The organism is Dyella sp. Tek66A03 (genome assembly GCF_052567735.1).
Window position 1 is genome coordinate 4,064,076 of the sequence record NZ_CP199584.1, and the last position, 26,344, is coordinate 4,090,419.

21 protein-coding genes and 1 other RNA gene are annotated in these 26,344 nt (G+C 64.5%); 10 read left to right on the forward strand and 12 right to left on the reverse strand.

Features of this window, described 5'->3' with window-relative positions; genetic code table 11:
- Window positions 1-24: 24 nt before the first annotated feature.
- From mraY to rsmI, 9 genes are all read right to left on the reverse strand, one after another.
- Entirely contained in the window at window positions 25-1,125 is a 1,101-nt protein-coding gene (gene mraY / locus ACT01B_RS18145; RefSeq protein ID WP_445144605.1) for a phospho-N-acetylmuramoyl-pentapeptide-transferase, read from the reverse strand.
- The gene (locus tag ACT01B_RS18150) at window positions 1,115-2,485 is read right to left on the reverse strand and encodes a UDP-N-acetylmuramoyl-tripeptide--D-alanyl-D-alanine ligase (RefSeq protein WP_445144606.1); all 1,371 of its coding nucleotides are present in this window, start codon (window positions 2,483-2,485) and stop codon (window positions 1,115-1,117) included. Before ACT01B_RS18150 ends, mraY begins: the two co-directional genes overlap by 11 nt.
- On the reverse strand, window positions 2,482-3,954 hold the full coding sequence (locus ACT01B_RS18155; RefSeq protein WP_445144607.1) for a UDP-N-acetylmuramoyl-L-alanyl-D-glutamate--2,6-diaminopimelate ligase: 1,473 nt from the start codon (window positions 3,952-3,954) through the stop codon (window positions 2,482-2,484). Before ACT01B_RS18155 ends, ACT01B_RS18150 begins: the two co-directional genes overlap by 4 nt.
- A complete protein-coding gene (locus ACT01B_RS18160; protein ID WP_445144608.1) occupies window positions 3,951-5,765 on the reverse strand; it encodes a peptidoglycan D,D-transpeptidase FtsI family protein in 1,815 nt (604 codons plus the stop codon). Before ACT01B_RS18160 ends, ACT01B_RS18155 begins: the two co-directional genes overlap by 4 nt.
- Window positions 5,762-6,034 carry a cell division protein FtsL gene (ftsL, locus tag ACT01B_RS18165; protein ID WP_445144609.1) on the reverse strand — a complete coding sequence of 91 codons (273 nt, stop codon included), beginning with the start codon at window positions 6,032-6,034 and terminating at the stop codon, window positions 5,762-5,764. Before ftsL ends, ACT01B_RS18160 begins: the two co-directional genes overlap by 4 nt.
- On the reverse strand, window positions 6,031-6,957 hold the full coding sequence (gene rsmH / locus ACT01B_RS18170; RefSeq protein WP_445144610.1) for a 16S rRNA (cytosine(1402)-N(4))-methyltransferase RsmH: 927 nt from the start codon (window positions 6,955-6,957) through the stop codon (window positions 6,031-6,033). The genes ftsL and rsmH overlap by 4 nt, the downstream gene beginning before the upstream one ends.
- 48 nt (window positions 6,958-7,005) lie before the next feature.
- Entirely contained in the window at window positions 7,006-7,452 is a 447-nt protein-coding gene (mraZ, locus tag ACT01B_RS18175; protein ID WP_445144611.1) for a division/cell wall cluster transcriptional repressor MraZ, read from the reverse strand.
- Between the two features lie 311 nt (window positions 7,453-7,763).
- Window positions 7,764-8,130: RNase P RNA component class A (gene rnpB / locus ACT01B_RS18180), an RNA gene on the reverse strand.
- Window positions 8,131-8,473: 343 nt separating this feature from the next.
- A complete protein-coding gene (gene rsmI, locus ACT01B_RS18185; RefSeq protein ID WP_445144612.1) occupies window positions 8,474-9,301 on the reverse strand; it encodes a 16S rRNA (cytidine(1402)-2'-O)-methyltransferase in 828 nt (275 codons plus the stop codon).
- Between the two features lie 95 nt (window positions 9,302-9,396).
- Here rsmI and ACT01B_RS18190 point away from each other — a divergent pair, with 95 nt between their 5' ends.
- Genes ACT01B_RS18190 through ACT01B_RS18200 form a run of 3 tightly spaced genes read left to right on the forward strand, consistent with a single transcriptional unit; the run spans window position 9,397 to window position 13,022 of the window.
- Window positions 9,397-11,247 carry a penicillin-binding protein activator gene (locus tag ACT01B_RS18190; protein WP_445144613.1) on the forward strand — a complete coding sequence of 617 codons (1,851 nt, stop codon included), beginning with the start codon at window positions 9,397-9,399 and terminating at the stop codon, window positions 11,245-11,247.
- Window positions 11,247-11,603, forward strand: coding sequence for a YraN family protein (locus ACT01B_RS18195; protein WP_445144614.1), 357 nt, complete (start codon window positions 11,247-11,249; stop codon window positions 11,601-11,603). The genes ACT01B_RS18190 and ACT01B_RS18195 overlap by 1 nt, the downstream gene beginning before the upstream one ends.
- Window positions 11,604-11,651: 48 nt before the next feature.
- Window positions 11,652-13,022, forward strand: a complete 1,371-nt coding sequence (locus ACT01B_RS18200) for an FAD-binding oxidoreductase (RefSeq protein ID WP_445144615.1) — start codon at window positions 11,652-11,654, stop codon at window positions 13,020-13,022.
- 79 nt (window positions 13,023-13,101) lie between these two features.
- Here the strand turns inward: ACT01B_RS18200 and rhtC are convergent, their stop codons facing one another.
- Window positions 13,102-13,731, reverse strand: a complete 630-nt coding sequence (gene rhtC / locus ACT01B_RS18205) for a threonine export protein RhtC (RefSeq protein ID WP_445144616.1) — start codon at window positions 13,729-13,731, stop codon at window positions 13,102-13,104.
- A gap of 224 nt (window positions 13,732-13,955) precedes the next feature.
- Here rhtC and ACT01B_RS18210 point away from each other — a divergent pair, with 224 nt between their 5' ends.
- The 4 genes from ACT01B_RS18210 to ACT01B_RS18225 all read left to right on the forward strand — a co-directional run bounded on the left by ACT01B_RS18210 (window position 13,956) and on the right by ACT01B_RS18225 (window position 18,233).
- Window positions 13,956-15,227 carry a nucleoside permease gene (locus ACT01B_RS18210; protein ID WP_445144617.1) on the forward strand — a complete coding sequence of 424 codons (1,272 nt, stop codon included), beginning with the start codon at window positions 13,956-13,958 and terminating at the stop codon, window positions 15,225-15,227.
- 44 nt (window positions 15,228-15,271) lie between these two features.
- Window positions 15,272-16,258: a tRNA dihydrouridine synthase DusB gene (gene dusB, locus ACT01B_RS18215; RefSeq protein WP_445144618.1), complete on the forward strand. Its 987-nt coding sequence runs from the start codon at window positions 15,272-15,274 to the stop codon at window positions 16,256-16,258.
- 85 nt (window positions 16,259-16,343) lie between these two features.
- On the forward strand, window positions 16,344-17,345 hold the full coding sequence (locus ACT01B_RS18220; RefSeq protein WP_445144619.1) for an alpha/beta hydrolase: 1,002 nt from the start codon (window positions 16,344-16,346) through the stop codon (window positions 17,343-17,345).
- A gap of 66 nt (window positions 17,346-17,411) precedes the next feature.
- Window positions 17,412-18,233 carry a class I SAM-dependent methyltransferase gene (locus ACT01B_RS18225; RefSeq protein ID WP_445147526.1) on the forward strand — a complete coding sequence of 274 codons (822 nt, stop codon included), beginning with the start codon at window positions 17,412-17,414 and terminating at the stop codon, window positions 18,231-18,233.
- Between the two features lie 178 nt (window positions 18,234-18,411).
- On the opposite strand, the gene ACT01B_RS18230 is transcribed toward ACT01B_RS18225, so the two are convergent.
- On the reverse strand, window positions 18,412-19,119 hold the full coding sequence (locus tag ACT01B_RS18230) for a GDSL-type esterase/lipase family protein (RefSeq protein WP_445144620.1): 708 nt from the start codon (window positions 19,117-19,119) through the stop codon (window positions 18,412-18,414).
- Between the two features lie 196 nt (window positions 19,120-19,315).
- On the opposite strand from ACT01B_RS18230, the gene ACT01B_RS18235 reads away from it, so the two are divergent.
- Window positions 19,316-21,145 (forward strand): FAD-dependent oxidoreductase, encoded by a 1,830-nt coding sequence (locus ACT01B_RS18235; RefSeq protein WP_445144621.1) that lies wholly within the window; start codon window positions 19,316-19,318, stop codon window positions 21,143-21,145.
- Window positions 21,146-21,432: 287 nt separating this feature from the next.
- Window positions 21,433-22,632 carry a methionine adenosyltransferase gene (gene metK, locus ACT01B_RS18240; RefSeq protein ID WP_445144622.1) on the forward strand — a complete coding sequence of 400 codons (1,200 nt, stop codon included), beginning with the start codon at window positions 21,433-21,435 and terminating at the stop codon, window positions 22,630-22,632.
- Window positions 22,633-22,996: 364 nt separating this feature from the next.
- Here the strand turns inward: metK and ACT01B_RS18245 are convergent, their stop codons facing one another.
- Window positions 22,997-24,139, reverse strand: a complete 1,143-nt coding sequence (locus ACT01B_RS18245) for a D-alanyl-D-alanine carboxypeptidase family protein (RefSeq protein WP_445144623.1) — start codon at window positions 24,137-24,139, stop codon at window positions 22,997-22,999.
- 289 nt (window positions 24,140-24,428) lie between these two features.
- Here ACT01B_RS18245 and ACT01B_RS18250 point away from each other — a divergent pair, with 289 nt between their 5' ends.
- Window positions 24,429-26,300 (forward strand): ATP-binding cassette domain-containing protein, encoded by a 1,872-nt coding sequence (locus tag ACT01B_RS18250; RefSeq protein WP_445144624.1) that lies wholly within the window; start codon window positions 24,429-24,431, stop codon window positions 26,298-26,300.
- Window positions 26,301-26,344: the final 44 nt, after the last annotated feature.

Below are 26,344 nucleotides of genomic sequence, written 5' to 3' on the forward strand. Positions count from 1 at the left end.
CATGAGCGGGCTCTATGAACATGCTCAGCGCACCTTCAACGTGGCAAGACCAATGAGCACCAGCACGACGCTGATGATCCAGAAGCGCACGATCACGCGGGGCTCCGGCCAGCCCTTCAACTCGAAGTGGTGATGGATCGGCGCCATGCGGAACACGCGCTTGCCGGTCATCTTGAAGCTCGCCACCTGGATCATCACCGAGGCGGTTTCCATCACGAACACGCCGCCCATGATCAGCAGCACGATCTCCTGGCGCACAATCACCGCAATGGCGGCGAGTGCCGCACCGATGGCGAGCGCGCCGACGTCACCCATGAAGACCTGGGCCGGATAGGTGTTGAACCACAGGAAGCCCAGGCCGGCACCGGACAGTGCGCCACAGAAGATCGCCAGTTCGCCCGCACCGGGAATCGAAGGAATACCGAGATACTCGGAGAACAGCCGGTTGCCTGCCAGGTAGGCAAACACACCCAGCGCGCCCGACACCAGCACCGTCGGCATGATGGCCAGCCCATCCAGGCCATCGGTGAGGTTCACGGCATTGGAGAAACCCACGATCATGAAATAGGCGACGACCACGAACATCACGCCCAGCGGCAGCGCCACCTGCTTGAACAGGGGCACGTACAACGCCGTCTCCGCCACCGGCAACGCGCCAGTCGCCTGCGGTGCGGTGTAGTAAAGGAACAATGCGGCAGCAAATCCGAACATGGACTGCCAGAAGTATTTCCAGCGCGAAGCCAGTCCGCGGCTGTCCTTCAGCACCAGCTTCTTGTAGTCGTCGTAGAAACCGATCACGCCGAAGCTGATCATCACCGCCAGCACCACCCACACGTAGCGGTTGTGCAGGTCGGTCCACAGCAAGGTGGAAATGCTCACCGCCAGCAGGATCATCACGCCGCCCATGGTCGGCGTTCCGGCCTTGGACAGATGCGTCTGCGGGCCATCCTTGCGCACTACCTGGCCGGCCTTGAGCTCGGCCAGCTTGCGGATCAGGAACGGCCCAAACAGCAACGACATCGACAGCGCCGTGAGCGCGGCCATGATCGTGCGGAACGTGATGTACTGAAACACGTGCAGGGCGGTGAAGTGCCGTGCCATCCAGTCTGCGAGTTCAAGCAGCATCGGATGCGCCCTCCCCTGTTCTCTTGTTGTTGCGAAGCGCGGCGACCACCTGATCCATGCCGGCCGAGCGCGAGCCCTTGACCAGGCAAGTGACGCCGTCGTGCAGGTGTTGTTTGAGCGCGGCGACCAGCGCCGCCTTGTCGCTGAAGTGCCCGCCGCTCTCGCCAAACGCCTTGACCGCGGCGGCGCTCAGCGGACCGACCGCGAACAGCCGGTCGATGCCGTGCTTGCGCGCGCGCTCACCGATGTCGGCATGCAAGGCCACGGCGCTCTCGCCCAGTTCGGCCATATCGCCCAGCACAAGCCAGCGCTCGCCGTCTGCCAGGGCGAGCGTGTCGATGGCTGCACCGACGGAACCGGGGTTTGCGTTATAGCTGTCGTCGATCAAGGTCCAGTTGCCGGGCATGTGTTCGAGTTGCAGACGGCCGGCGACACCTGGCACCTGCTCCAGCCCAGCCACGATGGCGGCCAGCGGCACCTCGAGCGCCAGCGCAATCGACGCGGCGGCAAGCGCATTGGTAATGTTGTGCCGACCGGCCAGCGGCAGCAGTACTTCGGCATCGCCATGTGGCGTGCTGAGTACGAAGCGCGAACTGTCCACGCGCTGCTCAAGAATTTCGGCGCCGACGTCCGCCTTGTGGTCCAGCCCGAAACGCAACTGGCGGCGTGTACCCGCCAGCCCCGCGAAGAAGCTGGCGAAGGCGTCGTCTGCATTGATGATCGCGACGCCGTCGACCGGCAACGCCTGGTACAGCGCGCCCTTGGTTTCGGCGACGCCTTCCACGCTGCCCATCCGCTCAAGATGCGCGGGCGCAATGGTGTTGACGAGGCCGATATCGGGCCGCGCTATGGCAGCGAGGTAGGCGATATCGCCCGGCTTGCCCGCACCCATTTCCAGCACGGCGAACTGAGTGTCCTGCGGCATCGCCAGCAAGGTCAGCGGCAAACCCAGTTCGTTGTTGTAGTTGCCGGCGTTGACGTGAATGCGGCCATGATGCGACAGGATCGACGCCGTCAGCGTCTTCACCGTGGTCTTGCCGTTGGAGCCGGTGATGCCGATGACGCGCACGTTGCTCTGCGCGCGCACCGCGCTCGCCAGGTCACCCAGCGCCAGCTCGGTATCGTCCACCAAGACCTGCGGCAACGCCGAATCCACCTTGCGGGTGACCAGGGCAGCCACGGCGCCACGCGCCATGGCCTCGTCGAGGAAGTCGTGGCCGTCGACCCGCTCGCCCTTGATCGCGACGAACAGGTCACCCTGCTTCAGTTTGCGTGTATCGATAGCGACGCCGGTCACGTCCATATCGGCGCTGTTCGAGCGGCCGCGAGTCCACAGGGCGATGGCGCTCAAGCGCATCATGCGCGTGCCTCCAAGGCGTGGCGGGCCACGGCAAGATCGTCAAAGGGACGCTTGCCGGCGGCGCCTTCCTGATAGGTCTCATGACCCTTGCCGGCGATCAGCACCACATCGCCAGCCAGGGCGAGGGCGAGGGCCCGATCGATGGCAGCGGCGCGATCGCGCTCGACGGTCGCCACGCCTGGCCGACGAAGCCCGGCCACGATCTGCGCCACGATGACGTCGCCGTCTTCGCCGCGTGGGTTGTCGTCGGTGATGATGATCTGGTCGGCCAAGCGCTCCGCAATCGCGCCCATCTGCGGACGCTTGCCCGCATCGCGCTCGCCGCCGCAGCCGAACACGCAGATCAGGCGACCGTCGCAATGCGCGCGGAGCGCGGTAAGGGCTTGTTCCAGCGCATCCGGCGTGTGTGCGTAATCCACCACGACCAGCGGCAGGTGAGCGACGCCACCGAGACGGTTCATGCGGCCGTTGATCGGCTGCAGGCCCTCGATGGCCGTGACTATGTGTTCGAACGATGCACCCAGCGCCCCCAGGCACGCGACGACGGCCAACAGGTTGGCCACGTTGAAGCGGCCAAGCAGGCTGCTGCGGATGACCTGGGTTCCCCATGGCGTCCGCAGCTCGAAGGCGAGCCCTTTCGCTGATGTCGCGACATCGACGGCGCGAATGTCCGCGGTGGTGTCGCCTTCTGCACTCAAACGCAGGACGCGTACGCCAGACGGCAGACGGCCGGCGAGCGACCGGCCAAAGGCATCATCGATATTGATGGCGGCGGCTTTCAGCGACGGCCACGCGAACAGCTTGGCCTTGGCTTCGCCATAGGCTTCCATGCTGCCGTGGTAGTCCAGATGGTCACGCGTGAGATTGGTGAAAGCGGCCATCTCAAATGCCACTGCGGCGACGCGGCCCTGCTCCAGCGCGTGCGACGACACTTCCATCGCTACATGCGTGGCGCCTTCGTCGCGGAACGAAGCCAGCAGCCCCTGCACGCTGATCGCGTCCGGCGTGGTGCGCTCGCCTTCACTGATGCGGCCATGCAAGCCTGCCCCCAAGGTGCCGATGGTGGCTGCGCGATGACCAAGCTGCTCCAGCGCCTGGGCCAGCAATTGCACGGTGGAGGTCTTGCCATTGGTGCCGGTCACGCCGATCACGCGCAGCGATTCGGACGGATGCCCGAAGAAGCGTGAGGCGATCTCGCCGACCTTGCCGTGCAGGCCATCGACCCACAGCACGGGCACGTCCATCGGCAGCACGTCCGCGGCGGGCGCTTCGGCAAGCACGACGCGCGCACCGCGCGCCACCGCGCCCTGCGCAAACGTGATGCCGTGCTCGCGCGTGCCGCGCAGCGCGAAGAACGCGTCACCGGGACGTACCTGGCGCGAATCCAACGCGAGCCCTGAAACGACGATATCGCCGACACCCGGGGTTTCGGCGATATCGCGGAGAAGCTGGTCGAGGCGGGCAGTCATGGCGTGACCTCCTCAACGGGCGCGTCGTCCACGGGTTCCACCACGGGCTGCTTGTTGCCGGTCAAGCCATTCTGTCCCTGCAGCGGTCCCCCGACATACCAGCGGCCGATGTTGTCCGGCGGCACGTCCATGAGACGCAGCGCGCCATCCATGACCTTGGCGAATACGGGCCCCGACACCAGCGCGCCGTAGTAGCTGCCCTTCCTCGGGTTGTCGATCACCACCACCGCCGCCATGCGCGGATCGGAAGCCGGCACGATGCCGGCGAAGGCGGAGCTGTAGTTGTTCTTGGCGTAACCGCCAGCGACGGCCTTGTGGGCCGTACCCGTCTTGCCGGCCACGCCGTAGTTGGCGATCCACACGTACGGCGCCCCGGTGCCGCCCGGCTGCGTCACGGACACCATCATCTGTACCAGTTCGTTGGCGATCTTGGGGTCGATGATCTGCTTGGCTTCGTTGTCCGAGCCCTTCACGAACGTCGGCAAATGCATCACGCCGTTGTCGGCGATGGTGGCGTAGCCGTTGGCCAGCTGCAGCGGCGTCACGTTGAGACCGTAGCCGTAGGCCAGAATGGCCTTTTCCAACATGCCCCAGCTCTTGCCCGGCTTGAGGTAACCCGCGGCCTCGCCTGGGAAGCCGCTGTTGGTGCTGGCACCAAAGCCGAAGGCGCGGTAGGTGTCGTACATCAGACCGGCATCCAGCGTAATCGCCACTTTGGCGGCGCCAATGTTGCTGGATTTGGCGAGAATGCCCGTAGGAGACAGCATGCCGTTGGCATGCGTGTCACGGATGTCGTGGGAGATATAGTAGAAGTGACCGTTACCTGTATCGATCAGCGGGCCATTCGGCGTGTACTTTCCGCTGGATAGCGCAGCGGCCAGGACGAACGGCTTGATGGTGGAACCTGGTTCCACCACGTCGGTCATCGCGCGGTTGCGGCGGCTCGACGGGTTGCTGCCGCGCAATGCGTTCGGGTTGTAGGTGGGCCAGTTCGCCATGGCCAGCACTTCGCCGGTGCGCACATCGATGATCACCATCGAGCCCGAGTCCGCATCGGACTGTTCGATGGTGTTCTTCAACTCGTTGTAGGCCAGAAACTGAATGCGGCGGTCGATACTCAATGTGATGTCGCGGCCCGGCTGCGGGGCACGAACCAGCTCCACGTCCTCGACGACATGCCCCATGCGATCGCGGATCACCCGCTTGGCGCCCGGCTTGCCGGCCAGCCAGTCGTCGAAGGCCAGCTCCAGACCTTCCTGGCCGTGATCGTCGATATTGGTGAAGCCAAGCACGTGCGCGGTTACCGGGCCCGACGGATAGAACCGGCGGAACTCGCGCTGGCTGTTGACGCCCGGCACGGCCAGGTCGATCACCGCCTGCGCCGCGTCCGGCGACATCTGGCGCTTCAGGTAGACAAACTCACGCTCCGAGCGCTGCATCAGGTACTGCTTGAGCGCCCCTTCATCCATGCCAATGGCCTTGGCGAGCGCGGGCAGCTTGTCTTCGCTTTCCAGCACTTGGGACGGATTCGCCCAGATCGATACCACCGGCGTGGAAACAGCCAGTGGTTCGCCATTGCGATCGAAAATGGTGCCGCGCGAGACGGCAATGGGCAGCTCGCGCAGGAAGCGCGCATCGCCCTGGTTCTGATAGAACTCCTTGCGCACTACCTGCAGGTCGAACGCACGCGCCACCAGCCCCAATGAGGCCAGCGAAAGCACCGCCACCACCAGGGTCATGCGACGGCGGGTGCTGGGAGCCGCAGTGCGGCGGCGGGTAGGTTGTGCGGTGGTGCGCGGGCGCGGCTTCATTGGCGCACCAGCTGGATGTCTTGCGGCTTGGGATTGACCATGCCGAGCTTCTGCCGCGACTCGTCGTCGACGCGACGCGGCTCAGCCCAGGTGGCCTGCTCCAGCTCCAGCTTGCCGTATTCGATATTGAGATCGTCGCGCACGTTCTGCAGACGGGTTAGCTCGACAAACAGCACGCGGCTCTCATGACGCGTCCACACCACGGCAATGGCGGTGGACAGCACCGCCGCGATGAGGATCAACATGAAGATGCCGCCGAGGACCTTCATTCGAGTTTCTCCGCCACGCGCAGCACCGCCGAACGGGAGCGTGGATTGACGGCCAACTCAGCATCGGAAGGAAACTGCGCCTTGCCCACGGCGGCCAGGCGGGCAGGCGCGGCCGCCACCGGCGGACCGCGACGGCTGCCCTGCACGCGACCGGAGTGGTCGCGGATGAACAGCTTGACCGCGCGATCCTCCAGCGAATGGAAGCTGATGACCGATAGGCGGCCGCCGACCTTGAGTAGCGACAAGGCCGCGATGAGCCCCTGGGCCAGCGCGTCGAGCTCGCCATTCACGTGGATACGCAACGCCTGAAAGCTGCGCGTGGCCGGATGCTTGCCCGGCTCGCGGCGGCCCACCACGCGCTCGATCAGCGCGGCCAGTTGACCCGTGCGGGTGATCGGGGTCTCGGCACGGTCCTCGACGATGGCGCGCGCAATCTTGCGGCTGAAGCGCTCATCGCCAAAGGCCCACAGTACCTCCGCAATCTCGCGGTCGCTGGCATGGGCCAGGAAATCCGCGGCGCTTTCGCCCTGGGTGGTGTCCATGCGCATATCGAGCGGCGCATCGGCCATGAAGCTGAAGCCGCGCGCGGCTTCGTCCAGCTGGGGCGAGGACACGCCGAGGTCGAGCAGGATGCCGTCCAGGCCGCCGGCGGTTTCGTTCCACTCGGCCATGCTGGAAAAATTGGCGTGACGGATCGACACGCGCGGGTCGGCCGCGAACTCGGCCTGCGCCGTGACGATGGCCTGGGGATCGCGATCCATCAGCAACAGACGACCGTCCGGGCCGAGACGCGACAGCACGGCCCGGGCGTGACCGCCCCGTCCGAAGGTGCCATCGAGATAACGCCCGCCTTCCCTCACGGCGAGTCCCTCCACTGCTTCACCCAGCATCACCGGGATGTGCCGCAATTCCTGCTCGGCCATGCCGCACTCCCGCTCCCGTTCATTCCACTGCGCCGCCACCGTTGCCGGTTACAGGCGCAGCTCCGCCATCTCGTTGGTGATCTCTTCTTCGCCGATGGTCTGGCGGATCTTGGCCAGGTGGGCCTGTTCGCTCCAAAGCTCGAACTTGTTGCCCATGCCCAGCAGAACCGCTTTCTTCTCGATGCCCGTGGTCGCGCGCTGACTGGTCGGCAGCAGGATGCGTGCAGCGCCATCCGGCTCGACCACGGTCGCGGCGCCCACCAGCTTCATCTGCATGTCGCGATGGGCGGCCTTGACCTTGGGCAGTGCATTTACCTGCTCGCGTACCTGCTCCCACTCCGCATACGGGAACAGCCACAGGCAGCCCGACTCGAAGGGGTTGTAGGTGATCACCAGACGATTGGCGCAGGCGTCGGCCACCAACTCGCGATACGCGGTCGGAATGGCCAGCCGGCCTTTGTCGTCAACAGTGATGGCGGTTTCACCCTGGAACACGACCGATAGACTCCACTAATTCCCACGATTTCACACAGGAACCCACGATAGTCTCGCCCCCTGAGACTGTCAAGGGAATTTCGCTTGTGAATCAATGAGAAAGGCGATGATCTGGCAGTAATTCCAGCCATTTATGAGGAAACACTCAAAGGTGCTTGAAAGGGTAGGATTTTTTCAAAATGCGAGCCCGCTTTTCCGCAGGCCACACGACCCTCGGGAAGGGTCCGGCATGAATCGCCCGTTCATGCCCGCTACGCAGGCGTCATCGCCACGTCAGGATCGACATGGCGATGACGGCCGGTAGTGAATAGAGGCGGAGTCGGCCTGTAAGCCGGGTTCTGTACGTCTTGCGACGCGACAGTCATTCCTCTCGGCCAGACGTCGCCGTCTGGCTCCAGCAACCTACCCGGGAACAACGCGGGCCGCGTTATCGTTCCCCTATTCGGTCTTGCTCCAGGTGGGGTTTACCGTGCCATGCGGCGTTAGCCCCGCACGCGGTGCGCTCTTACCGCACCCTTTCACCCTTACCACGCACATCCGAAGATGCCGTTCGGCGGTCTGCTCTCTGTTGCACTGGCCGTCAGCTCGCGCTGCCCAGGCGTTACCTGGCACCTTGCCCTATGGAGCCCGGACTTTCCTCGATGCGCTTGCGCGCGACGCGACTGTCCGGCCGACTCCGCAAGGCATTCTAGTGGAAAGTGGCACTCAACGCGCCTGAGAAACCAATAAGGCCTATGTAGGAGCGCACCCTGTGCGCGACAAAGCGGCAGGACTGCCGCTTTGCACAGCACTAGCTGCCCGCAGGGCGAGGGCCAAGGATGGCCCGAGTGACAAAGCGGCAGGACTGCCGCTTTGCACAGCACTAGCTGCCCGCAGGGCGAGGGCCAAGGATGGCCCGAGTGACAAAGCGGCAGGACTGCTGCTTTGCACAGCGCCAGCTGCCCGCAGGGCGAGGGCCAAGGATGGCCCGAGTGAAAAGCCCATGTAGCGGCAACGCCGTGATCGCGCACAGGGTGCGCTCCTACGCCTCATAGAGAAGCTTGCGCGGCGCTCCGGTAATGGCCGCAGCCAGCTTCGCCGCCTTGGCCGGCGGCAGCTCCTCGCGCAGCAAGGCGAACACGCGCTGCCCTTCCGCTTCGCGCGCGTCCGTCTCTTCGCCGCGCCCCGCCACCAGCAGCACGCATTCGCCGCGCTGCTGGTTGGGGTCGTTCGCCACGCGCGAGGCAAGTTGGCCCAGCGGCTCACCAATCACGGTTTCGAACAATTTGGTCAGTTCACGCGCAAGCACGCCTTCGCGCTCCTCGCCAAAGATCTCGCGCATATCGGCAAGGCTCTCCGCCACCCGATGCGACGACTCATAGAAGATGAGCGTGCGCGCATCGCCCGCAAGTTCCTGCAAACGGGCGCGTCGCGCGGCGGACTTGGGCGGCAGGAAGCCCTCGAACACAAACCGGTCACTGGGCAGCCCGGCCACGGAAAGCCCGGCAATGGCAGCACACGGGCCCGGCACCGGCGCGCAGCGGATGCCGGCCGCACGGGCGGCGCGCACCAGGCGAAAACCGGGGTCGCTGATCAACGGCGTGCCCGCATCCGAAATCAAGGCGACCGACTCGCCACCCAGCAATCGCTGCACCATCGCATCGACCACCTCGCGCTCGTTGTGCTCGTGCAGGGCCAACAGCGGCGTGCCAATGTTGTAGTGCATGAGCAGCGGACGACTGTGGCGCGTGTCCTCCGCGGCGATAACCGCGACCGAGCGCAAGGTTTCGATGGCGCGCGCGGAAAAGTCGTCGCGATGACCTATCGGGGTGGCGACCACCCATAGCTGGCCGGGCTGAATCTGTGACATCTTGCTGCTTTCCTCCGCCGCGAGGCGGCAATCCGATGGGCTATCATCGCCCATCCGCCGACTAAGTCGTCAAAAAGCTCGAAAGGGATTTGGCCATGCGCTTGTACCGCGCCGCAGGCGTTGCCCTGCTGATCTCACTCGCACTCAGCGCCTGCGTTCCACCAACGGCGACCCGCTCCCCCGCCGAAATCGCCGCCAGCCAGCAGGCCGATGCCCTCGTTCAGCAAGGCAAGTTCGAGGACGCGGCGCAGGCGTATCTGGCCCTGGCGCAGACGTCCGGCAACCGCGATCACTATCGCCTGCTCGCCGCCGAAGCGTATCGCCAGGAAGGTCAACTCGACCGCGCAGCCCCCTTTGTCAACGATATCCGCCGCCAGCGGCTGACCGGTGATGAACCCTCACGCCTCGACCTGTTGCAAGCCGAGCTGGCACTGAAGCAGCACGATGCGAATCGCGCCCTGCAGCTCACCACGCAACCGAACACCAGCGTGCCGCCGGCGCTACAGCTGCGCCTGCTCGAGCTGCGCTCGCAGGCCATGCAGGAGACCGGCGACTTCTGGGGCGCGGCGCGCTCGCGCGTGGAGATGGATGGCCAGCTCAGCGGACTGGACCAAAGCCAGAATCGCAAACAGGTGGTCGCCCTGCTGGTGAAACTTGGTGCCGAGCCGCTGAAACAGCGCGCTGGCGCCATGCAGCAGAGTGACCGCATGCTGCCGTGGGTGAACGAGGCACTGACCCAGCTCGGCGTTGCGGTGGCGCATCAGCCGCCTGCGCTGGAGCAGGAAGTCGGCACCATGATGCCCGGCGAAGGTGCCAACGTGCGCGAGGGCTACAAGATGCCTGCGCATGTCGCCCTGCTGCTGCCGGCGACCGGTAACCTCGCCACCGCGAGCTCGGCGATCCGCGAGGGCTTTTTCGCTGCCTACGCCGATGCTTCGCGCAATCACGCGCCGCGACCGCTCGTACGCGTATACGACAGCGGCGGTACGCCAGCCAGCGCCATCAAGGCTTATCAGCAGGCGGTCACCGACGGGGCACAGCTGGTGATCGGTCCGCTGACGCGTGGCGAGGTGTCCGCCTTGTTCGGCCTGCCGGACCTGCCCGTTGCCCTGCTCGCCTTGAACCATCCCGACGACAAGAGCCTGCCCGCCAATGGCGTGAGCGAATTTGGCCTGCTGCCGGAAACCGAGGGCGCCCAGGCAGCCGACCACATGGTCGAGCACGGCACGCTTACCGCGTACGTCATCGTCAGCAGTGACGACTTTGCGCAGCGCGCCTCCACCGCCTTCAAGGCCGAGATGGAGGCCCGCGGCGGCAAGGTCGCCGGCACCGGCAACCTGCCCGCCAGCGGCGTCAACTACGCGCCGACCATTATCGGGCTGGGCATGCCCACCGATAGCAATGACGCCAGCAGTGCTCCCAATGAGGCAAGTAGCGCTAACCCTACCGGTGTGTTCATCAGCATGCGCCCGCAGCAGGCACGGCTGCTGCTGCCGCAACTCAAGCTTGCGCGCGTGAATCTCCCAGTGGTTGGCACCTCGCATGTCTATGCAGGCGTGGACGACGCCGGTGCGAACCGCGACCTGGAAGGCGTCGAGTTCTGCGATGCACCGTGGTTGTTCGACGTGCAGCCCGGCCTGCCCAATCACGGCGACATCGCCGCGCAGCTGCCCGCTGCGCGCGGCACGTCGGCGCGACTGTTCGCCTTCGGCATGGACGCCTGGAGCCTTGCTCCTTATGTCGACTGGCTGCGCGCCCATCCGGGAAGCTATCTGCCAGGCGCCAGCGGCCAGCTGACCGCCGACCAGTTCGGACGCGTGCGCCGCGTACTGGTGTGGGCCAAGTTCCAGGACGGCCTCGCCCGCCCACTCAATGGCAGCCTGCAAATGGACAGCGCGCCGGCGCTGGCACCGCCGGTCGGTAACGATAAGCCTACGCAAGGCTGATGCGGGCGGCGGGAGCGCGCTTCGAGGAACGCGCCGGCGCCGCGCTGCAGCGCGCCGGCCTAAAGCTGCTGGCCCGTAACTACACGACTCGCCATGGCGAGCTCGATCTGGTCATGCTCGATGGCGACACGGTGGTGTTTGTCGAAGTACGGCACCGCCTGCGTGCAACGCACGGCAGCGCCGCAGCGTCGGTCACCGCCAGCAAGCGAGAAAAGCTGATACGCACCGCCGAACTGTGGCTTGCTGCCCATGCCAGGTACGCCAAGTGCAACTGTCGCTTCGATGTCGTCACCTACGATGGTCCCGAAGAACAGGCCGAGATGCACTGGATCGGCAACGCGTTCGAGACGGACTAGCCACACCACGATTCCCGCGCCGATGGCATCCGGTGTGATACTGCGCGCATGAGCCTTCCAGACTCCTTGCTCGTCACCCTCCGCTCGCACTTTCCGGAGGCCTCGCTGGCCACCGGCGACGCGGAGCGCCTTGCCTATGCCTACGACAACTCGCGCCGCAACGCATTGCCGGACGCCGTGGTGTTTCCTACCGAGCATGCCCAGGTAGAAGCCCTGGTGCAGGCCTGCCGTGAACATCATGTTCCCGTGATCGGTCGCGGCCGCGGCACCAATACCACCGGTGCCACCGTGCCGGTGGAGGCGGGTGTCGTGGTGAGTTTCGAGCGCATGAACCGCATCCTGCGGATCGATCCGGACAATCGCTACGCGGTGGTGGAACCAGGTGTGCTCAATGGCGATCTGCAGCAGGCGCTGAAACCTTATGGGTTCTTCTGGCCGCCCGATCCCTCGTCGGCGCCGTGGTGCAGCATTGGCGGCAATCTCGCTTGCAACTCAGCGGGTCCGCGTACGGTGAAATACGGCAGTCCACGTGAGAACACCTTGGGCATGCGTGCCGTCGCCGGCACGGGCGAAGGATTCCGCTGCGGCACCTATACGAGCAAGGGTGCCACCGGCTATGACCTCACCCGCCTGCTGATCGGCTCAGAAGGCACGCTCGCGCTGATCACCGAAGCCACGCTCAAACTCACGCCCAAGCCGACCGGGCTGCGCACCATGCGCGCGACATATCGCGATGTCGGCGCTGCGGCGCGCGCGGTGGCGCGAATCATGGCGCAGCCGGTCACGCCGTGTGCGCTGGAATTCATCGACGATGTGGCGCTCAAGCTCGCCCGCGATTACGGCGGCGACATCGTTCCGCTGGCCGGCGCGATGCTGATGGTGGAAGTGGACGGCGAGCCGGATACCTTGGCCGGTGCGATGGAAGCCGTTTCCCGGGCCGCGCGCGGCGATGGCCTGGAAGAGCTGCGCATCGCTGAGACGGCGGAGGAGACGCAGGCGCTTTGGTCTGCGCGCAAAGCCCTGTCACCCGCGCAACGCACCATCTCACCCAACAAGATCAATGAGGACGTGGTCGTGCCGGTGAGCCGGTTACCCGAGCTGGTCGATGGCATCAAGCAGCTGTCGAAAAAGCACAACGTGCTGATCGTCAGCTTCGGTCATGCCGGCAATGGCAATCTGCACGTCAACTTGCTGCCGCGGGACGAAGCTGAGCGTAAACGTGCCCACGACTGCCTGGCGGAGGTGTTCGCGCTGGTGATTGCACTGGATGGCACGCTCTCGGGCGAGCACGGCATCGGCCTGGTCAAGCGCGAATTCATGCCGCTGGCGTTGCAAGCATCGACCTTGCATCTAATGCGTAGCGTCAAGGCAGCGTTCGATCCGGATGGCATCCTCAATCCGGGAAAATTGCTGCCGTGAGGCCGCTAATGTAGGAGCGCACCTTGTGCGCGATTACAGCGTTACCGCTGCGTAGGCTTTTCGCGCACAGGGTGCGCTCCTACACCGCGCGTTTCGCGAAGATCAGGTGCAGGCCGAACAGGACGAAGACGGCGCCTGCCAGGCCATCGATCCAGCGTGACAAACGCAGATAGCCGCGCCGCATGGCCGGCAGGGCGAATACGCTGGCCACCAGGGTGAACCACAGCAGGGTCTCGACGATGATCATGGTCCACAGGCCCCAACGAGCGCCGGTGCTCACGCGGTCGCCCAGGAAAGCCGAGAACACGCTGCCGAAGTAGATGACCACCTTGGGATTGGAGAGATTGGTCAACAGGCCGGCGCGCAGTGTGGCCCAGTCACCCTGCTGGAGTACGGGCTTCTGTTCCGCGCCGGGAGGCGACGGCTTGCGCAAGGCTCCGCGCAGCATTTTCACGCCCATCCAGGCCAGGTAGAGACCACCAGCAATGGCAATCAGCCGCTCCAGCCAGGCCAGCCGCTGCAACAGCAGCTGCAGGCCAGCCAGGGCCAGCGCCGACCACACCATGACGCCGAGGGTGATACCCACCACGCCAAACATGGCCTGACGGCGGGTACGGCTGACCGCCGTCTGCGAGACGAAAAAGAAGTCGGGGCCCGGGCTCAACAGGGCTACCAGGTGCACTACCGCAATGGTCAGGAACAAACTCACGCCTCATCTCCTTGGTGATCCGAATGGGCGTCGCGGCGCCGCAACTTGTCGCGGCTGCACCCATTCCTCTACGCTGGCCGCTATTTTGCCATGGCCATGGTTCGCCCACGGCTTTAGGCAGGGGATCATCAAGATCGCCGCGACAGGCCGCCATTGCACTGGCCTGCCCGGAAGAGCGTGTCCCGCCCTACCGTCCAACCGTTTCAACTCATACGAACACGCCGATGAATCTTCGACTCCGCCTGATTGCAATGAACTTCCTGCAATTCTTCGTATGGGGGTCGTGGCTACTCACGATTGGGGCCTATTGGTTCCAGACCAAACAGTGGTCGGGGGCGCAGTTCGGCGCCATCTTCTCGACCATGGGCATCGCTTCGCTGTTCATGCCGTCGATTGCCGGCGTTATCGCCGACAAGTACATCAACGCCGAGAAGCTCTACGGCCTGTTCCATATCTGCGGCGCGGCCGTCTTGTTCACGGTGCCGATGGTGCAGTCGCCGGGCCTGATGTTCTGGGTGATGCTGCTGAACATGGTGTTCTACATGCCCACCATCTCGCTTTCCATCGCGGTGGCCTATAACGCGTTGAAGGACGACGGCAAGGACATCGTCAAGGACTACCCGCCGATCCGCGTGTGGGGCACGGTGGGTTTTATCGCCGCGCTGTGGACGGTAAGTCTGTTGCGCCTGGAGACCTCGTCCGGGCAGTTCTATGTTGCCTCAGGCGCGTCCCTGCTGCTGGGCTTGTACGCCTTCAGCCTGCCGCCCTGCCCGCCGCGCTTCCAGCGCAAGCCGAACCAGTCGCTGCTCGATACATTGGGCCTCACCTCGTTCTCGCTGATTCGCGATGCCCGTATGGCGGTGTTTTTCGTCTTTGCGATGCTGCTCGGTGCCTCGCTGCAGCTGACCAATGCCTACGGCGATACCTTCCTGCATGATTTCGCCAAAATGGACGTGTACAAAGATCTGGTCGCCGTGCGCTACCCGGCCATCATCATGTCGATCTCGCAGATTTCCGAGACGCTGTTTATCTTGGCCATTCCGTTCTTCCTCAAGCGCTTCGGCATCAAGACGGTGATGCTGATCAGCATGTTCGCCTGGACGCTGCGCTTCGGCCTGCTCGCCTATGCCGATCCGGGCCCGGGCCTATGGATGATCGTGCTGTCGTGCATCGTCTATGGCATGGCCTTCGACTTCTTCAACATCTCCGGCTCGCTCTTCGTGGAAGGCCAGAGCGATCCCTCGATCCGCGCCAGCGCGCAGGGCCTGTTCATGCTGATGACCAACGGCATCGGCGCCGTGCTGGGCAGCTCGCTGAGCGGCCTGATCATTGAGGCGTTCTTCACGCACGAGGACCAGAGCAAGGACTGGCACGGCATCTGGATCTCCTTTGCGCTGTATTCGCTGGTGGTCGCCGTGCTGTTCATGTTCATGTTCAAGCACAAACACGATCGCGCCAGCCTACAGGGCACACTAACGGCCAAGTCCGCCCACTGAAGCCGGCGCGGGAACCGCGAAGCCGCCCCGGTTACAATGGGCGGATGCAGATTGGCCCCTACCGTATCGACCCGAACGTGGTGCTCGCCCCCATGGCCGGCGTCACCGACAAACCTTTTCGCCTGCTGTGCAAACGGCTGGGCGCGGGGTTGGCCGTGTCGGAAATGACCGCGTCCGATCCGCGCCTGTGGCGAACGCGCAAATCGCTGCAGCGCATGGACCATGCCGGCGAACCCGAGCCGGTAAGCGTGCAGATCGCCGGCTACGATCCGACCATGCTGGCCGAAGCCGCGCGCTACAACGCGGACAACGGGGCGCAAATCGTCGACATCAACATGGGCTGCCCGGCCAAGAAGGTCTGCAACGTATGGTCCGGTTCGGCCCTGTTGCAGGACGAACCGCTGGTCGCGCGCATCGTCAAGGCGGTGGTCGACGCGGTCGACATCCCCGTCACCTTGAAGATCCGCACCGGCTGGGACCGTCAGAACAAGAACGCGCTGACCATCGCGAAGATTGCGGAAGACGCCGGCATTGCCGCCTTGGCCGTGCACGGCCGCACCCGTGCCGACAAGTACGAAGGCGAAGCCGAGTACGCGACCATCGCCGCGGTAAAGCAGGCCGTGCGCATTCCCGTGCTGGCTAATGGCGACGTCCTCACGCCACAGCAAGCCAGACACGTGCTCGATGTCACCGGCGCCGATGCAGTGATGGTGGGGCGTGGCGCCCAAGGGCGGCCGTGGATATTTCGCGAGATCGCCCACTACCTGGCGACAGGCGAGACCTTGCCCGAGCCGACACCGCAGGACGTCTGCGCCATCCTGGTCCATCACCTCGAACAGCTTTATGCGTTCTACGGTGAACTGCAGGGCGTACGCATCGCGCGCAAGCACCTGGGTTGGTACGCCAAGGATCGAGCCGAGAATGCCGCGTTCCGCCACGTGGTGAATCGCGCCGAAAGCGCAGCCGATCAGCTGCAACTCACGCGCGACTATTTCGCGGCTCTGGATGCCGGAGAACGATTAGCAGCGTGAAGTCACGCAACAGCACTGGCGGATCGCAAACCCTTGCGCGCGCGGCTGATGCATCATTCGCGTTCTGCCGTATGCATCCCAGGTCATGGCCCAGCGCAGCTGGAAACACATCCGTTGCGATCGGCTCGCCCTCCTTGGGCGAACGATGCTGCTTGGTGCCGCTGTATGCCTGAGCGGCTGCGAAGCCACGCTGTTCGCCGGGCTGAACGCGACCGACCAGCACAAGGACATCAAGCAGCGACGCGACATCGTTTTTGACGCCGATCATCAACTCGCGCTCGATGTCTACGAACCCGCGCACGCCGAGCACGCCCCGGTGGTGGTGTTTTTCTATGGTGGCAGCTGGGTGCGCGGCGAGCGGGCCTGGTATCGGTTTGTTGGCACCGCGCTGTCGGCCCAGGGCGTGATCGTGGTGATCCCCGACTACCGCAAATACCCCCAGGTGCGCATGGACGGCTTTATGCAGGACGCTGCGAGCGCCGTGGCCTGGGTGCATCAGCATGCGCCGGATTGGGGTGGCGCGCCCGATGATGTCTTTGTGATGGGTCATTCCGCCGGCGGCCAGATGGCGGCCCTGGTGGCAACCGATCCGCAATGGCTGGGCGCGCACGGCATGCGGCCGGTCGACCTGGCGGGCTTTATTGGCCTGGCCGGTTGCTACGACTTCATGCCGATTCCGGCCGACGAGACCGACATGCTTGGCATGTTCGGGCGCACACCGAACGAGCAAAAGAAGGCTCAGCCGGTGCTGTACGTGCACGGTGCGGAACCGCCCATGCTGCTCCTGCAGGGCACGGACGATCACGAAGTGGAGCAGTCCAATGCTATTTCGTTGGCCCGGGCAATGCAGGCTCAGCATGAGGACGTGACGCTCAAGCTGTATCCCGGCCTGGGGCACGAAGCCGTGCTGTTCGCCTTGTCCCGGCCCTTGCGCAGCGATGCGCCGACCTTAGCCGACATTCTCACCTTTATTCACGCGCACACTGCAGCGCTGCCGCCCGTTAGCCATGCGTCGAGCGCGACGTGCACGGAGGACGCCTGCGGCGGTCGCCATGGCACCGCCCCGCCCAACAGCGACCTGCCCTAGACAAGTAGCGGTGTAGCGTTGCGGCCTTGGTAGCGCTTTCCGCGAAAGGCCTGTCACGTGAACAGCATCGTCACCGGCGAGTTTCCCTACATCCATGGCTTCTCCTCCGAGGAGCAGTCGCGCCTGATGCGCCAGGCGCGGATGTTCGAGACCAAGCTTTTCAGCCGCATCGACTACAGCGAGACCTCACGCCTGCTAGAAGTGGGTTGTGGCGTCGGCGCCCAGACTGAAATCCTGCTGCGACGCTTTCCTCATCTGCATGTCACCGGCGTGGATCGATCGGCCGCCCAACTTGCCGCAGCGGAACACAATCTGGCGACCACGGCATGGTGCAGTGCACGCTATACGCTTCAACTCGCCGACGCCACCGACCTGCCCTTTGCGGAGCGCAGTTTCGACGGCGCCTACCTTTGCTGGGTACTGGAACACATGCCCAGCCCCGCCCGCGTACTCAGCGAGGTGCGTCGCGTGCTGAGCCCCGGCTCGGTCATCTATGTGACCGAAGTGCTCAACTCATCGTTCTTTCTCGATCCGTACTCACCGAACCTGCTGCGCTACTGGATGGCCTTCAACGACCACCAGTACGACAGCGGCGGCGACCCGTTCATCGGCGCCAAGCTGGGCAACCTGCTGCTGGCCGGCGGCTATCGGGATGTACAGACCGAGGTGAAGAGCTTCCACCTGGACAACCGGCAGCCCGGCAAGCGCAAGCAGATGATCGAGTTCTGGCAGGAGTTGCTGCTCTCGGCCGCCGACCAGCTGACCGACACCGGCAAGGTCGATGCGGCGACGGTCGAAGGCATGCGCCGGGAGTTGCAGGCGGTACGCAACGATCCCGACGCGGTGTTCTTTTTTGCGTTTGTGCAGGCGCAGGCGACGGTGTATTGAACGTAGCATCGCGATGGCCAGGGATGGTCATTACCACAGGGATGGTCGTTGCCGTCGTCCCAGAGGATGTTGGAATCCAGTGCCTTGGCGCCGAATTAGAGCAAAGCATCAAAGACACTGGATTTCAGCTTGCGCCGGAATGACGACCTAGGTGCCGCGTAACGGGAGAGCGCTGTTGTTAGGGCGCGCGTACCGTGAAGCCGTAATCGGCCAGCACCGGCTTTAGCGCCTGGATCCATAGCGCATATCCCGCCGGCAGCATGTGCAATCCATCGGGACGGAATAGTTCGGCGCGTGGCTGGCCGTGCGCATCCAGCATGCCTGGAGCGATATCCACGAAGCGCACGTCGTGTTGCGTCACTGCCCAGGCGCGGATGCCCTCGTTCGCGGCCTGCATCTGCGACCACAAAGCCAGCCGCGCCAGGCTGGGCTTGATCGACACGTAAACCACCGGTACACCGGGAACGCCCTCGCGCGCCTTGGTCACGAAAGCCTGGAACGAGGCCAGCACCTGCGCGGGACTGGCACCTTCGGCGATGTCGTTGTCGCCGGCATACATCACGATGAGCCTGGGACGGTACGGCCACACGATACGTTCGGCGTAATCGGTGGCGTCCGGGATGGCCGAGCCGCCAAAGCCCCGATTGATCACGGGGACGCCAGGAAAGTCCGCCGCCAGCGTGGCCCAGAAACGAATCGAGGAACTGCCGATAAACAGCACTCCACCGGCCGCCGGCGGATGCGCCTGGTCGGCGGCGGTGAACGCGTCGATATCCGGCTTCCATCGGGCGGAGCCCGCCTCTGTTGCCGACACACTCATCGACAGCGTAGCCAGCCACAGGGTCAGCCACAGGACGCGCCAGGCTTGCCAGATGGTTCGCTTCATCCACCACTCTCCGTGCCCGAGCTGAGACGGGCCTTCGCCTGAAGTGTAGCGAACCGCTTGCCGTCCGTGCCAACGCCATGGGTTCGTCCCGACCAGCTCGCCATTCGTCACCGTGAGGCCGCCACTCGTCCCCATCCACTTGTGGCAGACGATGGGCGGCGCACAGTGGTGGCTTCCTATGCCCCAGGGCCTCGCTATGAATCGTCGTGATTGCCTGAAAGCCGCGCTGACCTTGCCGTTGCTTCCCCTGCTGGCGTCACCCGCCCTTCGCGTGGCGCAAGCGGCGGCGGGATCGCTGTCCCGCGTCTATAAGCGCGTGCGCCCCGGCGATCCGGGCTGGCCCGGCCCGGCGCAATGGGGACGCCTGAATGAGGCGATTGACGGACGCCTGCAGCGGGTCCGCTCACCGTTCGAGGACTGCAGCGGCAACGATGCGGCCTGCCGCGAGGCGATCGCACAGATCAAGAACCCTTATTACATCGGCGACGAGCCCGCGCTCACGCAAACCAGCGGCTGGGTCGACGCCTGGATGTCGCGCCCCAGTGTCTACGCGGTGGCCGCAAAAAACGCGTCGGATGTCGTGGCGGCGGTGAACTTCGCCCGCGAGCATCACTTGCGCCTGGTGGTGAAGGGCGGTGGCCACAGCTACCAGGGCACCTCCGATGCGCCCGATTCGCTGCTGGTGTGGACCCGCCATATGAATGCGGTGAGCCTGCATGACGCCTTTGTGCCCCAGGGTTGCGCGGGCAACCTGGCGCCGCAACCGGCCGTGACCGTCGAGGCGGGTGCCATGTGGATCGATGCCTATGACGCCGTGACCACCCAGGCCGGGCGCTATGTGCAGGGCGGCGGCTGCACGACGGTCGGCGTCGCAGGACTGATACAAAGCGGCGGCTTCGGCAGCTTCTCCAAGAACTACGGTTCGGCCTCGGGCGGCTTGCTTGAAGCGGAGGTGGTGACCGCCGATGGTCAGGTACGCGTGGTCAATGCCTGCCAGCATCCCGAGTTGTTCTGGGGTCTCAAGGGCGGTGGTGGCGGCAGCCTGGGCGTAGTGACCCGACTGACCCTGCGGACGCATGAGTTGCCGGAGATGTTCGGGGCCGTATTCGGAGCCATCCAGGCCGATTCGGACAAGGCTTATCGTGCCTTGATCGCGCGGGCGATCGCGTTCTACCACGAGGCGCTGTTCAACCCGCACTGGGGCGAACAGCTGGTCTTTCGCCGTGACAACACGCTAAGGCTGGCAATGGTATTCCAGGGCCTGGACCAGGCCGGCGCTGAAAAGGTGTGGGCGCCCTTCCTGGCCTGGGTACGCGAACGCAAGGAATACCGCTTCACCGACGAGGTGCATGTGATTGCCCTGCCGGCCCGACACTTCTGGGATGCGGAATTCTTCCGCCAGCACGCGCCGCAGCTGATCGTATCGGACAGCCGCCCCGGCGCTCCGCGCGACCACATCCTGTGGGCGGGCGATCAGGGTCAGGTCGGCCAGTTCATCCACGGCTACCGTTCGGCCTGGCTGCCGCAGTCGCTCTTGAGTGACGGGCGCCAGGCCGCCCTCGTCGACGCCCTGTTCGAGGCAACCCGGCACTGGGGCCTGTCCCTGCATTTCAACAAGGGCTTGGCCGGTGCACCTGCCGATGCCTTGGCCCGCTCGCGCGACACCGCTATGAACCCGGGCGCGCTGGACGCGTTCGCCCTGGCGATCACCGGCAGCGAAGGCGACCCCGCGTTTCCCGGCATGCCGGGGGCGAAGCCCGATCTGGCCGATGCACGCAGCGAAGCCGCACGCATCGACCAGTCGATGGACACGCTGCTGAAAGCCGCCTCGGGCGCAGGCTCGTATGTATCGGAGAGCAACTACTTCGAGCGCGACTGGCAGACCTCGTTCTGGGGCAGCAACTACCCCAGGCTGGCGGCGGTGAAGCGCAAGTACGACCCGGAGGGGTTGTTTTTCGTGCGCCACGGCGTAGGCAGCGAAGCCTGGAGCGAGGATGGCTTTACGCGATTGCACGATGCCGGCTGACCCCGTTCTTCAGCTGACTCCGACACCCCGGGGGAAGCGGCCGAGCCTGCCATTCCCGGCTGCGGTGGGACGGGACTGCGCTATGCTCCGGCCTTTCTGGCCGGCCCGCAGACGCCATGAGATGCCCGCTCGGGCGCTTGTAACGCGCTGCAAAGCCGTCCAAATGGCTGAATCGGCATGAAATCGTCATATGCGGCGGACATGCTGAGGCTGCAAAACGGGGGTTCCCCGTGTATCATGCGCCACCCCTTTCATCTTTCTATCCGTAAGGAAGGATATATCCCGCGATGAGCAATTTCCTCTTCACTTCCGAGTCGGTTTCCGAAGGCCACCCGGACAAAGTCGCCGACCAGATCTCCGATGCCGTCCTCGATGCGATCATCGCGCAGGATCCGCGTGCGCGCGTGGCTTGCGAAACGATGGTGAAGACGGGCGTCGCAATCGTCGCCGGCGAGATCACCACCAGCGCCTGGATCGACCTTGAAGCGCTGACCCGCAAGGTCATCGTCGATATCGGCTATGACTCGTCCGACGTCGGCTTCGACGGCGAGACCTGCGGCGTGCTGAACCTGATCGGCAAGCAGTCGCCCGACATCAACCAGGGCGTGGACCGCAAGAAGCCGGAAGAACAGGGCGCTGGCGACCAGGGCCTGATGTTCGGCTACGCGACCAGCGAAACCAAGGACTACATGCCGGCGGCGATCTACTACTCGCACCGCCTGGTCGAGCAGCAGGCCAAGGTCCGCAAGAAGAAGAATTCGCCGCTGCCGTGGCTGCGTCCGGACGCCAAGAGCCAGGTCACCCTGCGCTATGAAAACGGCGTGGCGACGGCCATCGACGCCGTGGTGCTGTCGACCCAGCACGATCCGAGCGTGAAGCAGAAGGATCTGATCGAGGCCGTGCGCGAGCACATCCTCAAGCCGGTGCTGCCGGCCAAGCTGCTGCACAAGGGCACCAAGTTCCATATCAACCCGACCGGCAAGTTCGTGATCGGTGGCCCGGTGGGCGACTGCGGCCTCACCGGCCGCAAGATCATCGTCGACACCTACGGCGGCTGGGCCCGTCACGGCGGCGGCGCGTTCTCGGGCAAGGATCCGTCCAAGGTCGACCGTTCGGCCGCCTATGCCGCTCGCTACGTGGCCAAGAACATCGTGGCTGCCGGCATTGCCGACCGTTGCGAAGTGCAGGTGAGCTACGCCATCGGCGTGGCCGAGCCGACCTCGATCTCGGTGACCACGTTCGGCACCGGCAAGATCGCCGACGAGAAGATCGAGAAGCTGATCCGCAAGCACTTCGACCTGCGTCCGTACGGCATCATCAAGATGCTCGACCTGGTCCACCCGATGTACCAGCAGACCGCGAGCTACGGCCACTTCGGCCGTACCCCGTACGAAGTGAAGGGTCCGGACGGCAAGACCTACACCGCATTCTCGTGGGAAAAGACCGACAAGGCCGAAGCGCTGCGCGCCGATGCCAAGCTGAAGTAAGCCTCACGCTTCGCTTCAAACAGAAACGGGCCGCTCACGCGGCCCGTTTTCTTTTGACGATACGGCGACACCGCAAGCTTTCGCCAGCTCGACGCGCCGGCGTGAATCTGTTGAAACAGTGTGCTCGAATTCCCGACCTGGCTCCTGTTTCAGCACCTCGGCCGCCTCCGCGAGGTTGAGACGTTTGGCCTCGCCGCCGCCGTGAAGCGATCTGGCAGCCGCACCTACGCCACCCAGGCGAAGGACAACACCGGGTGACAACGCCGATCGATAGCGAGCGGGTGCGGAATCAACAACCGGGAGCGGTGTGCCCAAGGTCCCCAGGGACGAAAGCAGACGTGCACAGGGCGAACTGCCGCTGTTCCTACGTAGCCGTGTTTACCGGCTTCTTGGGCTGTGCCGGTGGAGTCGCCTTCGCCTGTGCCTGCGCGCGAGCCGCGGGCGCCTTCTTGCTCGGCGAGCGCTTGGCAGCCACAGGGCAGGTCGTCCCTTTGCGCTTGCTGCAGGTATTGCTAGCCACGGTCGCGGACTTGCCCACCTTGCCACGGCGATGGCGTCGCTCCGGCACGGGCGCGGGATCGGCCTCAGCAGTGCCGATCGGCGACAACGCCGTCAGGATCTTCTGCGCCGTGCCGGTTCCGGTGGCACCACCGGCGCGGGCGACGAGGTAATCGGGCGTCGAACGATCTTCGAAGCCATCGTCCAGCAGGCGCGCCATTAGATTGTCGCGAGCTGCGGCGGTGCGACCGCCCAGCACCACGCTGAACAGCCGATGGCCATCGCGCACCGCGGTCGAAGCGAGATTGAAGCCCGACGCATTGGTGAAGCCGGTCTTCAGCCCATCCATGCCCGGGTAACGTTCCATCAGGTTGTTATGACCACGCACCAGCCGGCCGCGGAACATGAATTCCGTCGTCGCGAAGTAGTGGGTGTATTGCGGGAAGTCGTGATACAGCGCCATGGCCAGCTTGGACATGTCGCGCGCCGTGGTGGAATCGTCCGGGTCGGGCAGGCCCGAGGCATTCTCGAAGTGCGTGCCGGTCATGCCGAGCTTGATCGCCTGGGCATTCATCATCTCGACGAACTGACCTTCGGAGCCGCCCAGGCCTTCGGCCACCACCGTGGCGGCATCATTGGCCGACTTGGTGATCATGCCGAGGATGCAGTCGCCAACCGAAATGGTCTGGCCGTGACGCAGATCGAGCTTGGTCGCTGGCCGTCCTGCCGCCCACGCCGACACCGGCAGCTCCTGGTCGATCTTGATCTGACCGCTCTCCAGCTGCTGGAACGTGAGGTAGAGCGTCATCATCTTGGCCAGCGATGCTGGACGGTTCGGCTCATCGGGGTTGACCGCCGTCAGCACCTGCCCATCGGACTCGCTGACGACAATCGCTGCATAACCCGCGTGGGCGACGCCGGTGAAGCCGGCGAGCGCTAGCAGCGCCACGGCAGTCAGGCTCTGACGGCAAGCAGACAGCCATCTCGGTGTTTTGATCTTGATGGCCACCCTGACCCCTCGCGCCGCCATCGGCACCTAGATAATGGTTAAATTTGACAACATAATGCCATGTTATTCAAGGGTTATTTCCCCTGACATGATCTTAGCTAGATCGCAGCGACCCGGTGCGGGCTCGATGAGCAGTCCCGCAAGCCGACTTTGCAGCGAGGAGTTCGGCAGGAACGGCCGAAGCTTAAGTCGGTAAAACTACTGCATTAAGCCCCGCAGGCGCCATAAATTCGCCGTTAAGTGACGAGCCCATCCATCGAACGCAGGGCGCATCGCCTAGAATAGGGAGATGTCCCTAATCCAACTTCAGCGCGTCGATTTCAGCATCGGCGGCCCCCTCCTGCTCGAACATGTTGATCTTTCGATCGAACGTAACGAGCGCGTGTGCATCGTCGGCCGTAACGGCGAAGGCAAATCCACCCTGATGAAGCTCATCGCCGGCGAGCTCAAGCCGGACGATGGCGAGCTTCGCGTACAGAACGGCATCGTGGTTGCCCGCATGGCTCAGGAGGTGCCGCAGGGCACCGAAGGCACCGTGTTCGACGTCGTGTCCGAAGGGCTGGGCGATCTCGGCCATCTGCTGGCGCGCTACCACCACTTGTTGCATGAAGGCGACTTCGATGCGCTGGGCGACGTGCAGACCCAGATCGAGGCGCAGCACGGCTGGGATCTCGATCGTCGCGTGACCGAAGTACTCACCAAGCTCGAACTGCCGGCCGACACCGATTTCGCCGCGCTCTCCGGCGGCATGAAGCGCCGCGTGCTGCTGGCGCAGGCGCTCGTGCGCAAGCCCGACGTCCTGCTGCTGGACGAGCCGACCAACCATCTCGACATCGAAGCCATCGGCTGGCTGGAAACCTTCCTCAAGCAGTTCGACGGCAGCATCATCTTCGTCACCCATGACCGCAGTTTTCTGCGCGCGCTGGCAACGCGCATCGTCGAGATCGACCGCGGCCAACTCACCGACTGGCCGGGCGACTATGAAAACTACCTGCGTCGTCGCGAGGAACGCTTGCACGCCGAGGCGCAGGCGAATGCGTTGTTCGACAAGAAGCTGGCCCAGGAAGAAGTGTGGATCCGCCAGGGCATCAAGGCCCGACGTACCCGCAACGAAGGCCGCGTGCGCGCCTTGAAAGCGCTGCGTGTCGAGCGCGGCGAGCGGCGCAATCTGAGCGGCAACGTCAAGATGACGGCGGCCAACGCCCAGGCCTCGGGCAAGAAGGTGATCGATCTTGAGCACGTGCACCAGGCCTATGACGGCCGTGTGCTGATCGACAATCTTTCCACCACCATCATGCGCGGCGATCGCATCGGCATCATTGGTCCGAACGGCGCCGGCAAGAGCACGCTGCTGAAGATCATGCTGGGCGAGCTGAAGCCACAGCGCGGCCACGCCACGATTGGCACTGGCATCCAGGTCGCCTACTTCGACCAGCACCGCCTGCAACTCAACGACAAGTTGAACGCGCTGGACAACGTGGCTGAAGGTCGCGATTTCATCGAGTTGAACGGCAGCCGCAAGCACATCATCGGTTACCTGCAGGACTTCCTGTTCTCACCCGAACGCGCGCGCGCACCGATCACGCGACTGTCCGGTGGTGAGCGCAACCGCCTGCTGCTGGCCAAACTGTTCGCCCAGCCGTCCAACCTGCTGGTGATGGATGAACCGACCAACGATCTCGATGTGGAGACGCTGGAGCTGCTGGAAGAACTGCTCACCGATTACCAGGGCACCTTGCTGCTGGTGTCGCATGACCGCGCCTTCCTCGACAACGTGGTGTCCAGCACCCTGGTGCTGGAAGGCCATGGCCAGATCGGCGAGTACGTGGGCGGTTATAGCGACTGGCTGTGGCAGCGCCCGACGGCCGCGCAAGCCGTGGCGGCCGCTGCCGCCAAGCCAGGCCTGGTTCGCCAGGATCCCGCTCCTGTCGCCACGCCGGCAAAGCGCAAGCTCAGCTTCAAGGAGCAGCGCGAACTGGAGCAATTGCCGCTACGTATCGAGCAGTTGGAAACCGACATCGCCACGCGTAGTGAAGCCATGAACGATCCCTCGTTCTTCCAGCAGGACAGCGCCACCATCGTCAAGGCGAACGAAGCGCTGGCCGTCGTGCAAGCGGAGCTAGACGGCGCGTACGCACGTTGGTCGGAACTGGATAGTTGACCCATGGCGCGCGGGTGCAGCGCTGCTTGCACCCGCGCGTCAGT